This is a genomic window from Mucilaginibacter pankratovii, from assembly GCF_014773265.1.
In the GTDB taxonomy this organism is placed as follows: Bacteria; Bacteroidota; Bacteroidia; order Sphingobacteriales; family Sphingobacteriaceae; genus Mucilaginibacter; species Mucilaginibacter pankratovii.
In genome coordinates, this window is the sequence record NZ_JACWMY010000019.1 from 21209 (window position 1) to 35377 (window position 14169).

The following is a 14169-nucleotide window of genomic DNA, read 5'->3' on the forward strand; positions in this document are numbered from 1 at the left end:
CAACTACTGCAAAATAATGGTTGATGCTTCAAATTTGCGCAGGCTTAATTGATAGCCTGATACATGGATAGCGATTGGATCGCCAAGCGGTGCTATACGCGATACCCTTACTTCTTCGCCGGGCAGGCAACCCATCTCCATCAGCTTAACAGACATCTCCAGATCGGTAAATTCCTTTACTATACCTGTTTCTCCTACTTCAAGTTGCGAAAGTGTCATCTGTGTAAATTTGAACACAAATGTAAGCTTATTTATATTAAATCCAAATAAGATGAGCGGGTATTTTGACGCTGATTGTTTAAGCCCTGTAAACTTTAACGGGAGTCTTTTTCATGCCGAAATGGGGGCAGTTGCAATCTTTTTTAAAGATGCCGCAGGAAGATAAAATAACTGTCGCCACAGCCGCTATAAAAACATACTTAAATACTCTCATGATTCAACGCATTAGATGTAACCAAAACACCAAATATGCCCATACATGCACCAACGGTATCGGCAAACAGGTCAGCCGCTTCGCCGCTGCGCCAGGTAAACACGTACATTTGCAGCATTTCTATCAGTGCGCCGTAGCTAATTAAAACAATGGTGTTTTTCATTGCTATTTCAATGCGCACTTCGCGGGTTTTAAACTTGCGGATGCTGCCGTAGCAGTACAATACCGCCAGCACAAAAAACAACCCGCAATGTGTCAGCTTATCAAAGCCGGGGAAAAACAGGTGCGACGAACCAATACCCCCCATGGGTACACTGCATATCACCAAAACAAATATGGCCCACAAAATAGCGGGCCAGTATGGTTTAATGCGGGTTAACATTACGCTCCTACCAAGCTTGCATAGTCGTCTGCAGACAATAAGCCTTCTGCATCAGCTGCATTGGTTAAACTTATCTTTACCATCCAGCCATCGCCATAAGGGTCGGTGTTTACCAACTCGGGCTGGCTATCCAGCAGAGGGTTTATTTCTAAAATTTTCCCGTCGAGCGGCATAAACAGGTCCGATACTGTTTTCACAGCTTCAACGGTACCAAAAACATCTTCTTTGGCAACATCCTGGCCTACGGTGTTGATATCCACATAAACAATATCACCCAATTCACCTTGTGCAAACTCGGTGATACCAATTGTTGCTGTATCGCCTTCAACGCGTATCCACTCGTGGTCTTTTGTATATTTTAATTCGGCAGGAAAATTCATGTCTGTTTATTTTATGTGTTCAAAAATAATAAAACTTTAAGGTATAACAATAACCCGTACGATTTTAACATTATAGCGATGGGGTATTGCAGAATGGCGAGTTGACTCACCCGACCAACGCTATCGCTGGGCCACCCTCTCTGCTCCGCAAAGAGGGTTAAGATGATTATACTTTCTAATGTAGCTCGCCCTCTTTTCGCGCAGCGAAGAGAGGGCCGAACAGCGATAGCGCATTCGGGGTGAGTAAATTGCCACGCTGTGATGTCTGTTTGACGGGTTGCAGCCGTCCAATGGATTCTTTGGGTGCTATTTCTTTCCCCTCCAGTGTACAATACTATTTCATTTAAAACTAAAAGCAGTTAAATATGTTAACTATAAAAACAAAAAATAACCTACAAAATGAAAAAGATTAGTTTAGTAGCAATGATAGCGCTCGCAGCATTATCATTCCAGGCATGTAACAACGCCGCAAAAGACAGCAAAGAAACCGCCGACAGCGTAAACGCTGTTAAAGACACCACCACCGACGGCAGCACCGGGATAGCGGTTGATGAAATGGATGCAAAATTTGCAACCGATGTAGCTAATGGCGGCATGGCCGAAGTAGCATTGGGTAAAGTAGCTGCCGAAAAAGCAACCAACGCGCAAGTAAAAGAATTTGCCGCAATGATGGTAGGAGACCACAGCAAAGCCAATGAAGAATTAATGGCGATAGCTAAAACAAAAAACATTACGCTGCCTGTTGCACCGGATGAAGAGCATCAAAAAATGATGACCGATATCTCTGCCAAAACAGGTACCGACTTTGATAAAGCATACGTAGATGCCATGGTAGACGGGCATAAAAAAACCGTTAGCTTGTTAGAAGATGGTTCAAAAAATTGCAAAGATATGGAGCTGATGGCATTTGCTACCAAAACATTACCGGTAGTAAAAGCACATTTAGCTAAAATAGAAGCTATTCAAAAAAGCTTGAAATAATTTTTGCTGAATATTACTTTAAAAGGGAGAGGCAAATGCCTCTCCCTTTTTTGTGCGCCATGGTTGCATAAGGCCGCTTAATTGAATAATTTAGGCAGATAAAACCCTTCGCGCAATGAAAAAGTATTTCCCTGTATTATTACTGCTGTTACTTGGCTGTCAACTCTTAAAAGCTCAAAGCATTCAATCCAAAACACAGGGGCTCACCAAATACAGCGGTTACTTTAATTTTTACTGGGACGAGAAAGCAGGTAAGATCTACCTGGAGATAGATAAATTGAATCAGGAGTTTCTTTATGTAAACTCACTCCCCGCAGGTGTGGGCTCTAACGATCTCGGCTTAGACCGCGGGCAAATCGGCGATAGCCGTATCGTTAAATTCATTAAAATAGGCCCAAAGGTAATGCTGATACAACCTAACTACAGCTATAGGGCTATAAGCAACAATGCCGATGAGCGCAAATCGGTAGAAGAAGCATTTGCACAATCGGCCATCTGGGGGACTGCTGCGGTTGCCGATGATGGCGATAAAGTATTGGTAGACCTTACCCCTTTCCTGCTGCGCGACAACCACCGCATTGCCGACAGATTGAGCGGCAACGACCAGGGCAGTTTTAGTGCCGATGAAAGCCGCTCGGCCGTTTATCTGCCCAATACCAAAAGCTTCCCGGAGAATACAGAGTTTGAGGCGATGATAACCCTTGCCGGGAAAGCCAGCGGTGCGGAGATCAGTTCGGTAACGCCCGATGCCAATTCGGTAACCGTGCGCATGCACCAGTCATTCATCAAACTGCCCGATGATAAATATAAGCCGCGCAAATTTGATACCCGTTCGGGCTACTTCGGCATCGAATACATGGATTTTGCCACCCCCATTGGCGACCCGATAGTTAAACGGATGCTGAGCCGTCACCGTTTAGAAAAGAAAGATCCATCGGCAGCCGTAAGCGAGCCGGTAAAACCCATTATTTATTATGTTGACCGTGGCGCACCCGAGCCTGTACGCAGTGCTTTAATAGAAGGCGCCGGCTGGTGGAACCAGGCGTTTGAGGCGGCTGGATATAAGAACGCCTTCATCGTAAAATTACTTCCCGAGGATGCCGACCCGATGGATATCCGTTATAACATTATCCAGTGGATCCACCGCTCTACCCGTGGCTGGTCTTACGGGGCATCCATCAATGATCCGCGCACGGGCGAGATCATCAAGGGGCAGGTATCCCTGGGTTCACTGCGCGACAGGCAGGATTATTTAATTGCTGAAGGCTTGCTGCAACCCTATGAAGATGGCAAACCGGTAAGCGATAAAATGCTGCAGCTGGCCCTGGCAAGGCTGCGCCAGCTATCCGCACATGAGGTTGGGCACACACTTGGCTTACAGCATAATTTCACTGCCAGCGTAAACGACAGGGCATCGGTAATGGATTACCCGCCGCCCGTGGTTAGCCTGAATGCTGATGGTACCATTGATGTAAGCAAAGCCTACAAAACCGAGATTGGCGGTTACGATAAACGAGCCATCCTTTACGGATACCAGGATTTTGCGAAAGGAACTAACGAGGATGAGGCTTTAAAGGGCATCATATCCGAAACCATTAAGCAAGGCTATTTATATATTTCTGACGAAGACGCACGCCCTGCGGGAGGTGCCCACCCGCAGGCCCACCTTTGGGATAGCGGCAATAACGCTGCCGATGAACTAAACCGGCTGATGGTTCTGCGCAAGCAGGTGCTGTATAATTTTTCGGTGAAAGCCATCCGGCAGGATGCGCCAATGGCTACGCTGGAAGAAGTTTTGGTGCCTATGTACCTTATCCATCGCTACCAAACCGAAGCCGCATCAAAAATGCTGGGCGGTTTATATTACAGCTTCGCACTCAAAAATGATGGGCAAACCATTACCAAAATGGTACCCCCCGCCGAGCAGTGGAAAGCTTTTGATGCATTGATGGGAACCCTGAAGCCGGATGCCTTGGCGTTGCCCGAGAAACTGATAGCCATGATACCGCCACGCCCCACAGGCTACCCGCGCACCCGCGAAACCTTTAAATCGCGTACTGGTGTTACGTTTGACCCGATGGCGGCTGCCGAATCTGCAGCAGGCACAACATTATCGTTCATGCTGAATCCGGAGCGCGCTGCAAGGCTGATAGAATATCAGTCGCGCGATAACACTCAGCCGGGTTTACTGCCTGTATTAAACAAATTAGTTGCCCAAACATGGAAAGCGCCGCAACCAACAGGCTACAATGGCGAATTGCAAAGGCTGGTGAATAATTTAACCCTGAAACAAATATTGCAGTTAGCCGCCAACACCAACGCCGCCGAAAGCGTACGCAGCATGGCCTTACTACAAATAGATGATCTAAAAAAATGGATGCAAAGCGCCTTGCCAACAGCTACAGACAGCCGTAAAGCAAATCTCCTGTTCGGGCTATCGCAGATAAGCCAGTTTGAGAAAACACCGGATAAATTCCAGCCGGTAAAAGCCCTGGCCATGCCCGATGGTTCTCCTATTGGCGCGGATGAGGATGGTATTTATTAATAATTAAACAAAAGCCCCTATCTTGTGGTTCTCTTAAATACAAATATATGGCAACACCCATTATAACAGGTTTAATGGCTTACGGCATGTCGGGCCGCATTTTTCATGCCCCCTTCATCCACAGCAATCCCGGTTTTACGCTAAAAGCTATTGTTGAGCGCAGCCAGAAAAAGGCATCTGCCGTTTACCCGGATATTATCAGCTATGACAATGTAGAGGAATTGCTGAATGATGCAGAGATAGAGCTCATTATTGTAAACACGCCCAACAACCTGCACCTGGAGCATGCCATAAAAGCTATGCGCGCAGGCAAACACGTATTGGTGGAAAAACCTGCCGCTGCTACTGTTGAACAGGTAAAAGAACTATTTGATGTTGGCCGCGAAACCGGCAAGCATGTAATGATATACCAAAATCGCCGGTACGACAGTGGATTTATATCAACTAAAAAGATGATCGAAAGCGGCCGGCTGGGTACGTTGCAGGAGGTGATCTTCCGGTTGGACCGTTATAAAATGCAAATAAATGCAAAAGCATTTAAAGAAACCAAAGAAACCCCGGCCAATGGCCTGGTGTACGACCTTGGCGCGCATTTAGTTGATAATGCTATTGCTTTATTCGGCCGCCCCTTGTCGTTCAATAAAACTACCGGCATTTACCGCGAAGGTTCGGAAGTGCCTGATTATTTCCATTTCCATTTAACTTTCCCCAACCAGTTAAATGTATTTTTAATATCGGGCCTGCTTATAGCACAGGAGCAGCCGGGCTTTATTGTGAACGGCACCTTAGGCAGTTTTGTGAAAGCACGTACCGACGTACAGGAAGGGCAGTTAGATAAAGGCATGATGCCAACTGATGACGGTTATGGCATAGAACCCGAAGGGCACGAAGGCACGCTGACAATCGTCGGCGTAGATAATGTAAAGAGCACCGAGCCGGTACCATCCGATAAAGGCGACTATATGCAAATATTTGATGCCGTTTATCATACAATTCGCAATAATGCGTTATTCCCTGTAACCGAGGAACAAATTGCCTGGCAATTAGAACTGCTGGAAGCTTAATAAATTTAACCCCCGTTTCGCTTAAATATAAAAATGAAGAAATTATTAGTTGCCATAACCCTGCTGATCGTTGCAGGATGTTCAAACGCCCAACCCCCGATACCCCCGGTAATTGCACCTTATAAGATGCTTAAACTGGACAACACATGGACCACACCTGCCGACCTGAAAAAGGACAAGCCGGTAATGCTTATCTATTTCGCGCCGGATTGCAGCCACTGCCAAAAGCTTATTTATGATATGAAGCCCGTGATGAAAAGCTTCAAGGATATCCAGGTAGTGATGATCACGTTTACCGATATCCGGATGGTGAAAACCTTTAATGAAGATTTCGGGCTGTCGGCCTATAAAAATTTCACTTTGGGTACGGAAGGCTACACCTACACTGCCCAAAAATATTACCAGATGAAAACCACGCCATACATCGCTATTTATGCTAAAGATGGCCACCTGGTACAGGCTTTTGAGAAGGTGCCAAAGATCCCGGAATTGGTTGCAGCGGTGAAGAAGGCGTAGTGTTGAGTCGGAAGTCCGCAGTCGGAAAGTCCGAAAGATCTTGCACATTCCTTTAATCCCGTTGTCATTTCGAGGGAAGCGTAGCGACGAGAAATCTTCTACGCTTATATACAACCGCTTTGCAAGCCCGAATTGCATATCCAACAAGATTTCTCCTCGCTATCGCTCGTTCGAAATGACAAAATTTATAACGAAAAATCCCCGGTTGCAAGCAGCCGGGGATTTTTGTTATTGAGATATTTTTAAATTATTCGCCGCCAACATGGTCATGCACGCCTTCTTCGCGGAACAATTTCGCGCTGAAGAAATCATTGTTCATGCGGGCTATATTCGTCAGTGTGATCTCTTTAGGGCATTCTGCTTCGCAGGCGCCGGTGTTGGTACAGTTACCAAACCCTTCTTCGTCCATTTGGGCAACCATGGCTTGCACACGGCTGTAACGCTCGGGCTGGCCCTGCGGCAATAAACCCAACTGGGTAATTTTTGCCGATACAAACAACATAGCCGATGCATTTTTACAAGCCGCAACGCAAGCGCCGCAACCAATACAAGTAGCCGAGTTGAAAGCCTCATCAGCTACTACTTTAGGGATCAGTATCGCGTTAGCATCCTGCGCACCACCGGTATTTACCGAAATAAAACCGCCTGCTTGCTGGATCCTGTCGAACGCGGAACGATCTGTACCCAGATCCTTTATCACCGGGAAAGCTGCCGAACGCCATGGCTCGATAGTAATGGTTTCGCCATCTTTAAACGTACGCATGTGCAGCTGGCAGGTGGTTATTGCCTTTTTTGGCCCATGCGGATGGCCGTTGATATATAAAGAGCACGACCCGCAGATCCCTTCGCGGCAATCATGGTCGAAATAAATTGGCTCGTCATTCTTTTTGGTAAGGCTTTCGTTCACCACATCCAGCATTTCCAGGAACGACATATCCTCAGAAATACCTTCTGCCTTATAGGTAACAAATTTACCTGCCGTTTGTGAATTTTTTTGGCGCCATACTTTCAGCGTCAGATTCATGTTTCCAGTACTCATATTTTGTGAGTTGTGAATGGTGAGCAGTGAGTGGTGAATGGTGAGGTTTTAAAACTCACTACTCGCCATTCACCACTAACTATACTATTTATAACTACGTTGTGATAACTTAACATTTTCGAAGATCAGTTCTTCTTTATGAAGCTCTTCTTCCTGATCCTCACCTTTAAACTCCCATGCCGATACGAACGCGAAATTATCGTCATCCCTCAAGGCTTCGCCCTCCGGTGTTTGCGATTCTAAGCGGAAGTGGCCACCACATGATTCGCGACGCGCTAAAGCGTCGGTTACCATCAGTTCGCCCAATTCGATGAAATCGGCAACGCGACCGGCTCTTTCCAACGCGGCGTTAACCTCGTCGTTCTCACCGGTTACTATCGCGTTCTTCCAGAAATCCGCCTTCAAAGCCTTTATCAGGCCTTTAGCGTGGGTCAATCCCTCTTCGGTACGTGCCATGCCGCAATATTCCCACATAATGTGGCCAAGCTCGCGGTGGTATTCAACAACTGTTTTGTTGCCTTTTAGCGCAAGCAGTTTGTTGTTGTAGGCAATAACTTCCTGTTTTGTTTTTTCGAATGCCGGGTGGTTCTTGTCAACCGGTTTCGGGCCGATGGTAGCCAGGTAATCGCCAAGGGTATAAGGGATAACGAAGTAACCATCAGATAATCCCTGCATCAGTGCAGATGCACCAAGGCGGTTAGCACCGTGGTCGCTAAAGTTACACTCGCCCATGGCGTAAAGGCCCGGTACGTTTGTGCTTAAGTTATAATCAACCCAAAGGCCGCCCATGGTATAGTGTACCGCAGGGTAAATGCGCATGGGTTGTTTATACGGGTTCTCGTCGGTAATTTGATAGTACATATCAAACAGGTTACCATATTTTGCGCGTACGGTATCTTCGCCAAGGCGTTGTATCGCTTCAGCAAAATCAAGGTAAACGGCTAAGCCGGTAGTACCAACACCTTTGCCTTCGTCAGACATTTCTTTAGCGTTACGTGAAGCCACGTCGCGCGGAACCAGGTTACCAAATGATGGGTATTTACGTTCTAAAAAGTAATCTCTGTCTTCTTCTTTAACCTGTGCGGCAGTAATTTCTTTCTTCTGAAGTTTTTGCGCCGTCTCAACCGTTTTTGGAGCCCATACACGGCCGTCGTTACGTAACGACTCGGACATCAGCGTAAGCTTGCTTTGGTGATCGCCGGTTACCGGGATACAGGTAGGGTGAATTTGGGTATAGCAAGGGTTGGCAAAAAAAGCGCCGCGTTTGTGTGCGCGCCATGCTGCCGTTACGTTTGAACCGATGGCGTTTGTAGACAGGTAGAACACGTTGCCGTAACCACCTGTTGCAAGCAATACTGCATGCCCTGCATGGGTTTCTATCTCACCAGTTTTCAGGTTACGGGTAACAATACCTTTCGCCTGGCCGTCAACCAAAACAACATCCAACATTTCGGTACGGGTGTACATTTTCACCTTACCTAAATGGATCTGGCGGTTTAGGGCCGAGTAAGCGCCTAATAACAGCTGCTGCCCTGTTTGGCCGCGTGCGTAAAACGTACGGGATACCTGCGAGCCACCGAAAGAACGGTTATCCAGCAAGCCGCCGTATTCGCGGGCGAATGGTACGCCCTGTGCAACACATTGGTCGATAATATTTACCGATACCTCTGCCAGGCGGTAAACGTTGCCTTCGCGGGCACGGTAATCACCACCTTTAATAGTATCGTAAAACAAACGGTAAACGCTGTCGCCGTCGTTCTGATAGTTTTTTGCTGCGTTGATACCACCCTGTGCCGCAATAGAGTGCGCACGGCGCGGGCTATCCTGGAAACAAAACGACTTAACGTTGTAACCAAGCTCGGCCAATGATGCGGCTGCGGAGGCGCCGGCCAAACCGGTACCAACAATAATTACATCATATTTACGCTTGTTAGCGGGGTTAACCAGCTTTAAGTTAAATTTATGCTTGCTCCATTTTTCGGCCAGCGGGCCCTGCGGAATTTTAGCATCTAAACTCATTTCTTTTCTACTTTTTATTTAGTGAGTGGTTGATTTAGTGAATGGTGAGTGGTTAGCTCCATCAAATCAACCTATTCTAACTTAATCAACTACTTTGATAAACTCTGGATAAAATACACCACCGGCATAGCCGCAAACCCCAGGGGTATAATCACCCCAAAAAACCAGGTACCGAAGAAGTAAACTATCGGCTGGTATTTGCGGTGTACCCATCCCAATGTGCGGAATGCGCTCTGGAAACCGTGTAGTAAGTGGAATGCTACTGCACCCATCGCAATTACATAAAATGCAACATACCACAATTTGCTAAAGCTCTCCTGCACACGTGCGTGGATATCTTTCACCCTTACAATTTCCACATTGTTTTCTGTGGAGATAGACCTTTCAAATTCAGCAACCTGGGGAACGTATTCGCCAACAGTAGTTACATTGGTTGCCAGGTCGGTACGGTACTCTTTAAATTTAAGCACATGGTCGTACTTGTAAACAAACCAAAAATCGCTCATGTGTATCACAATGAACAATAACAGGATAGAACCTAAAAGCCCCATGTTTTTTGACGACCATGATGCATCCGATTTTGGCTGCACGGCATAACCTACCGGCCTTGCCCTGCGGTTTTTAATAGTTAGCACCAAAGCATACACCGCGTGCACTATAATACTGATGTACAGGATGTACGCAATAACCTCGATAGGTGGAAAATGCGTTAAGAAATTTGCGTAGCTGTTAAATGCAAAACCCTGGTCGTCTTTAAAAAGCAACAAGTTGCCGCCCAGGTGAACAATTAAAAAAGTACACAAAAACAAGCCAGTTAAAGCCATTATCAGCTTCTTTCCCAGTGATGAGTTAAAGGTTTGTTTGAATTCGCTCATTATTGATTCAGATTTATTTAGGCAAAAGTATTTATTAAAAGCCAAAAGATATAAATGGTTTCGGCTTTAGATAGGGATTATCATTATTTAGAAACAATCTAAAAGAAAAATATTTCACATAACTGTACTGCACTGTATTTTTTTTGATAGCTGTTATGGAAACCGCCTGTTTATTGCATCCATCAATAAACCACACAAATTATGAACAGGCTAAACTTATCCCTCTTATCCATTTTGGCGCTGCTGATGCTACAATATAATATAGCGAGCGCCCAGGCACCACAACTTACTGTTGATGGCAAAAGCAATAACGGCGTTACGCTGCAAAATTTAAAAATAGATGTGGCTATTTACGGCAACATCAGCCGCACTACCTGGCAAATGACATTTTATAACTCCACCTCGCGGATACTGGAAGGCACGCTGATGTTCCCGCTGAAGGATGGTGTGAGTGTAAGTCGCTACGCTTTAGATATAAATGGCAAGATGCGCGAGGCCGTACCAGTAGACCGCGGTAAAGGTACCGTGGTTTTCGAATCGATAGAACGCCGGCGTGTCGACCCCGGTTTGCTGGAAAAAGTGGAGGGCAACACCTTCCGTACCCGCATCTATCCTATCAACCCCAACAGCACCCGTACCGTAATTATCGGGTACGAGGAAGAAATACCCATGGCAGCCAATGGCAGCCTTAAATTTTCGCTCCCGCTGAATTTGAAGGATACGGTAAAAACATTCTCGCTTACCGCATCGGTTGTACAAAGCGCTGCTGCGCCTGTTGCCGATGATACCAGCGGCTATGCACTCAAATTCGATAAACATCAAAACACCTACTCCTCTTCAATAGAAAAAAACAACTACACCCCAAGCCATTCGTTGTCCTTTTACATCCCTAAACCAAAAGATGTTGCCGAGGTGATGATACAAGCGCAAGGCAATAAATACTATTGGTTCATCAATACCGCTATTCCGCCTCAAACTATCGCCAAGCCGCTGCCCCATAATATTGGCCTACTTTGGGACGCGTCGCTAAGTGGCGCTAACCGCGAGATTAAAAAAGAACTGGCGCTGTTAGATGCCTACTTCAAGAAAGTGAACAACGCGCAGGTACACCTTATCGCTTTCAGCAATGCCATCCTAAAAAATCAAACATACGCTATTACCAATGGCAACTGGGATGCCCTTAAAGCCGAACTGGAACAAACCACTTACGACGGCGCAACTAACTTAGCGAAGCTCGATTTAAGCAAGTACCCGGCAGATGAATTTTTACTGATGAGCGATGGGCATCAAACCTTTGGCGATGGACAAATAAAATTAAGCGGCAAACCCGTTTATTGCATCAACTCATCGGCCGCTGCAGATTACAGCAATTTAAAATTGATAGCCCTTAAAACCAATGGCGAACTGATAGACCTAACCCGCGATGATAACACTAAAGCATTAAACGCGCTAACCATTCAGCCGCTGCGCTTTTTGGGCATCAAAGCCGGCAGTACAGTTGATGATAGTTACCCTTCATTGCCGGTTACCGTTAGCGGGGCATTTTCCATCGCGGGTATTACCAAGGATCCGAATCAAACCATTACGCTACAATATGGGTATGGCAATAAAATAAGTTTCGAGAAACAAGTAACGCTCGATCTGCAGACGAACGCGGTTGAAAACGTGGACGTGGCCAAACTTTGGGCGCAGAAAAAGATAAGCGAGATGGATATTAATTATGAGGCCAATCGCCAGGAGATAGAATCCTTGGGTAAGCGTTTTGGCATTGTTACCCGCAATACCTCGCTGATTGTGCTGGAAACCATTAACGATTACATACAATACGATATTGAGCCGCCTACGGAGCTAAGGGCTCAATATGATGCTATTATGAAGCAGCGGGGCGATGTTGCCCGCAGCCCTGCGCGGGAAAACCTAACCACAGCTGAGAATATACTGAAAGAACTTACCCAGTGGTGGGATAACGGCGCAGAGCCTGCAAAAATCACGGCAAGCAATGCCAGCACGCCGGTTGCTCCGGCAGTAAATAACACAAGCACGGCAAACGCAAATCGCAACAGGCTTGTAAACCCGGGTGCAATAAACCGTAACGGCCAAGGGCATAACATTACCGGGGTTGTGGTGGCAAAGGATGATGGCTTGCCAATTCCGGGTGTTACCCTTAGGGTGAAGGGTACCAATACGGGTACACAAACCAACGCTGTCGGCAGGTATAGCTTATGGGTGCCAAACAAGGGGAAGTTACAGGTATCTTATTTAGGCTTCAAATCGCAGGAAGTAAAAATTGGCGCAAGCGGCTTTTTAAATGTCACCCTCGAGGGGTCTTCTAACCAATTGAACGAGGTTGTGGTTATAGGGTATGGTACCGTTAGGAGACGGGATGTTACAGGTTCGGTTTCAACAATTAATTCGGATGAGGCAGTCAGCAATAACACCGCGCCGGAACCGCCTGCTGTGGAGGAAATGCAAGTTGCGGCGGTTGCTCCTACGCCAAGTTCAGGTGCGCCGGGTGCGTCCCCGGCAGTAACTTATAAAAGTTCAAACATAGCAGCCGGGCTAAGCGCAAAAGTTGCAGGTTTGGCGGTGCAATCGCCCAATGAAGCTAATAAACAATTCCAAGGGCGGGCAGCCGGTGTTAGTGTGATAACGCAGGGTGCGCCGGGCCCGGGTTCTTCTATTGTCATCAGAGGGACATCAAGTATCGCCAACGCAAAACCGCTAATAATAATAGATGGGGTACCGAGTGGTAGTTTGGATGGCTTCAATCCAAATGATATTTCTGATATCAGCGTTTTAAAAGATGCCGGCGCAACAGCCGTTTATGGGGCAAAGGCAAGTAACGGGGTTGTTGTAGTAACTACCAAAAAGGGCGCTGCAACACGCCGCGCGATAACTGCTGACACTATCACAAGCGCATCAAACACAAATGAAGGTATCAGTATAGCCTACAAAACTCCCGATATGGAATATTTGAAAACCATCCAAAACACAGGTAAGGCCGGGCAATATCAAAAATACCTGGAGTTGCGCTCGTCCTTTACCGGCGACCCGGTTTATTATTTTGATGTAGCCAATTACTTTATAAAAATAGGTAACAAGGAAGTTGGCGCACGCATACTAAGCAACCTGGCCGAAATGGACCTGGGCAGCTACGAATTATACAAGATGCTGGGCTATAAATTAAAACAGCTTGGCGATTATGAAGGCGAAGTATTCGCCTTTAAAAAGATAACCGAACTGCGCCCACTCGATCCGCAAAGCTACCGCGATTACGGATTAGCGTTGGAAGACGCCGGCAAGCACCAGCAGGCGTTGGATGTGCTTTATAAAGCCATGGTAACCAGCTATACCAGCGATGCAGAAAACCTTTACAATGGTGTAGAAGAGATCTTTTTGCCGGAGATAAACCGCATTATAGCTATGCACAAGAGTAAGCTAAATCTTACAGCCATCCCAAAAAAGGTGATCAAAGCCTTGCCTGCGGATATAAGAATTGTGATGAACTGGAATATGAACAACACCGACATAGATCTTTGGGTAACCGACCCTAACGGTGAAAAATGCCTGTACAGCCATAACCGTACAGCACTCGGCGGTCGTATATCTGACGACATGACCCAAGGTTTCGGCCCCGAGCAATTCCTGCTTAAAAAAGCAATAAAAGGCACCTATAAAATAGAGATCAACTATTACGGCGATACACAGGCTACTATAGCTGGGCCAACCACCATAATGGCCGAGCTATATACCTATTACGGCACCCCGCAGGAAAAGAAAGAACTCATTGTGCTGCAAATGAAGAAAGATGCCAAAGGTGGCGTGTACATTGGCGACCTCGATTTTAAATAAATGGTTGATTTCCCGGAGTGGTAGTATTGCCATTCCGGTTTTTTTATCAAACAAAATTTTGTCCGCGGAAATTATTTTCGCTT

Annotated in this window: 11 protein-coding genes; 5 read left to right on the plus strand and 6 right to left on the minus strand. The window is 46.4% G+C overall.

The window, feature by feature from the left end:
• Positions 1-3: 3 nt before the first annotated feature.
• The 3 genes from IDJ77_RS26285 to gcvH form a co-directional block, all read right to left on the minus strand.
• Positions 4-219 carry a FeoA family protein gene (locus tag IDJ77_RS26285; RefSeq protein ID WP_191191980.1) on the minus strand — a complete coding sequence of 72 codons (216 nt, stop codon included), beginning with the start codon at positions 217-219 and terminating at the stop codon, positions 4-6.
• Between the two features lie 200 nt (positions 220-419).
• A complete protein-coding gene (locus IDJ77_RS26290) occupies positions 420-815 on the minus strand; it encodes a VanZ family protein (protein WP_191191981.1) in 396 nt (131 codons plus the stop codon).
• Positions 815-1195: a glycine cleavage system protein GcvH gene (gcvH, locus tag IDJ77_RS26295; protein WP_191191982.1), complete on the minus strand. Its 381-nt coding sequence runs from the start codon at positions 1193-1195 to the stop codon at positions 815-817. Before gcvH ends, IDJ77_RS26290 begins: the two co-directional genes overlap by 1 nt.
• A gap of 399 nt (positions 1196-1594) precedes the next feature.
• Here gcvH and IDJ77_RS26300 point away from each other — a divergent pair, with 399 nt between their 5' ends.
• The 4 genes from IDJ77_RS26300 to IDJ77_RS26315 all read left to right on the plus strand — a co-directional run bounded on the left by IDJ77_RS26300 (position 1595) and on the right by IDJ77_RS26315 (position 6301).
• Positions 1595-2176 (plus strand): DUF4142 domain-containing protein, encoded by a 582-nt coding sequence (locus tag IDJ77_RS26300; RefSeq protein ID WP_191191983.1) that lies wholly within the window; start codon positions 1595-1597, stop codon positions 2174-2176.
• Between the two features lie 115 nt (positions 2177-2291).
• A complete protein-coding gene (locus tag IDJ77_RS26305) occupies positions 2292-4721 on the plus strand; it encodes a zinc-dependent metalloprotease (protein ID WP_191191984.1) in 2430 nt (809 codons plus the stop codon).
• 47 nt (positions 4722-4768) lie between these two features.
• Positions 4769-5785, plus strand: a complete 1017-nt coding sequence (locus IDJ77_RS26310; protein WP_191191985.1) for a Gfo/Idh/MocA family oxidoreductase — start codon at positions 4769-4771, stop codon at positions 5783-5785.
• A 33-nt stretch (positions 5786-5818) separates the two neighbouring features.
• A complete protein-coding gene (locus IDJ77_RS26315) occupies positions 5819-6301 on the plus strand; it encodes a TlpA family protein disulfide reductase (protein ID WP_191191986.1) in 483 nt (160 codons plus the stop codon).
• Positions 6302-6548: 247 nt separating this feature from the next.
• Here the strand turns inward: IDJ77_RS26315 and IDJ77_RS26320 are convergent, their stop codons facing one another.
• The 3 genes from IDJ77_RS26320 to IDJ77_RS26330 all read right to left on the minus strand — a co-directional run bounded on the left by IDJ77_RS26320 (position 6549) and on the right by IDJ77_RS26330 (position 10234).
• The gene (locus tag IDJ77_RS26320; RefSeq protein ID WP_191191987.1) at positions 6549-7340 is read right to left on the minus strand and encodes a succinate dehydrogenase/fumarate reductase iron-sulfur subunit; all 792 of its coding nucleotides are present in this window, start codon (positions 7338-7340) and stop codon (positions 6549-6551) included.
• A gap of 84 nt (positions 7341-7424) precedes the next feature.
• Entirely contained in the window at positions 7425-9359 is a 1935-nt protein-coding gene (locus IDJ77_RS26325; protein WP_191191988.1) for a fumarate reductase/succinate dehydrogenase flavoprotein subunit, read from the minus strand.
• An 89-nt stretch (positions 9360-9448) separates the two neighbouring features.
• Entirely contained in the window at positions 9449-10234 is a 786-nt protein-coding gene (locus tag IDJ77_RS26330) for a succinate dehydrogenase cytochrome b subunit (protein ID WP_191191989.1), read from the minus strand.
• A gap of 201 nt (positions 10235-10435) precedes the next feature.
• Between IDJ77_RS26330 and IDJ77_RS26335 the strand changes: the two genes are divergently transcribed.
• Complete coding sequence (locus tag IDJ77_RS26335; protein ID WP_191191990.1) at positions 10436-14086, plus strand: VIT domain-containing protein; 3651 nt, start codon at positions 10436-10438, stop codon at positions 14084-14086.
• The last annotated feature ends 83 nt before the right edge of the window (positions 14087-14169 follow it).

Bases quoted from the DNA above. Each gene is read 5' to 3' on its own strand.
- IDJ77_RS26285 (WP_191191980.1), bottom strand. From the start codon at position 219: ATGACACTTTCGCAACTTGAAGTAGGAGAAACAGGTATAGTAAAGGAA.
- IDJ77_RS26290 (WP_191191981.1), bottom strand. From the start codon at position 815: ATGTTAACCCGCATTAAACCATACTGGCCCGCTATTTTGTGGGCCATA.
- gcvH (WP_191191982.1), bottom strand. From the start codon at position 1,195: ATGAATTTTCCTGCCGAATTAAAATATACAAAAGACCACGAGTGGATA.
- IDJ77_RS26300 (WP_191191983.1), top strand. From the start codon at position 1,595: ATGAAAAAGATTAGTTTAGTAGCAATGATAGCGCTCGCAGCATTATCA.
- IDJ77_RS26305 (WP_191191984.1), top strand. From the start codon at position 2,292: ATGAAAAAGTATTTCCCTGTATTATTACTGCTGTTACTTGGCTGTCAA.
- IDJ77_RS26310 (WP_191191985.1), top strand. From the start codon at position 4,769: ATGGCAACACCCATTATAACAGGTTTAATGGCTTACGGCATGTCGGGC.
- IDJ77_RS26315 (WP_191191986.1), top strand. From the start codon at position 5,819: ATGAAGAAATTATTAGTTGCCATAACCCTGCTGATCGTTGCAGGATGT.
- IDJ77_RS26320 (WP_191191987.1), bottom strand. From the start codon at position 7,340: ATGAGTACTGGAAACATGAATCTGACGCTGAAAGTATGGCGCCAAAAA.
- IDJ77_RS26325 (WP_191191988.1), bottom strand. From the start codon at position 9,359: ATGAGTTTAGATGCTAAAATTCCGCAGGGCCCGCTGGCCGAAAAATGG.
- IDJ77_RS26330 (WP_191191989.1), bottom strand. From the start codon at position 10,234: ATGAGCGAATTCAAACAAACCTTTAACTCATCACTGGGAAAGAAGCTG.
- IDJ77_RS26335 (WP_191191990.1), top strand. From the start codon at position 10,436: ATGAACAGGCTAAACTTATCCCTCTTATCCATTTTGGCGCTGCTGATG.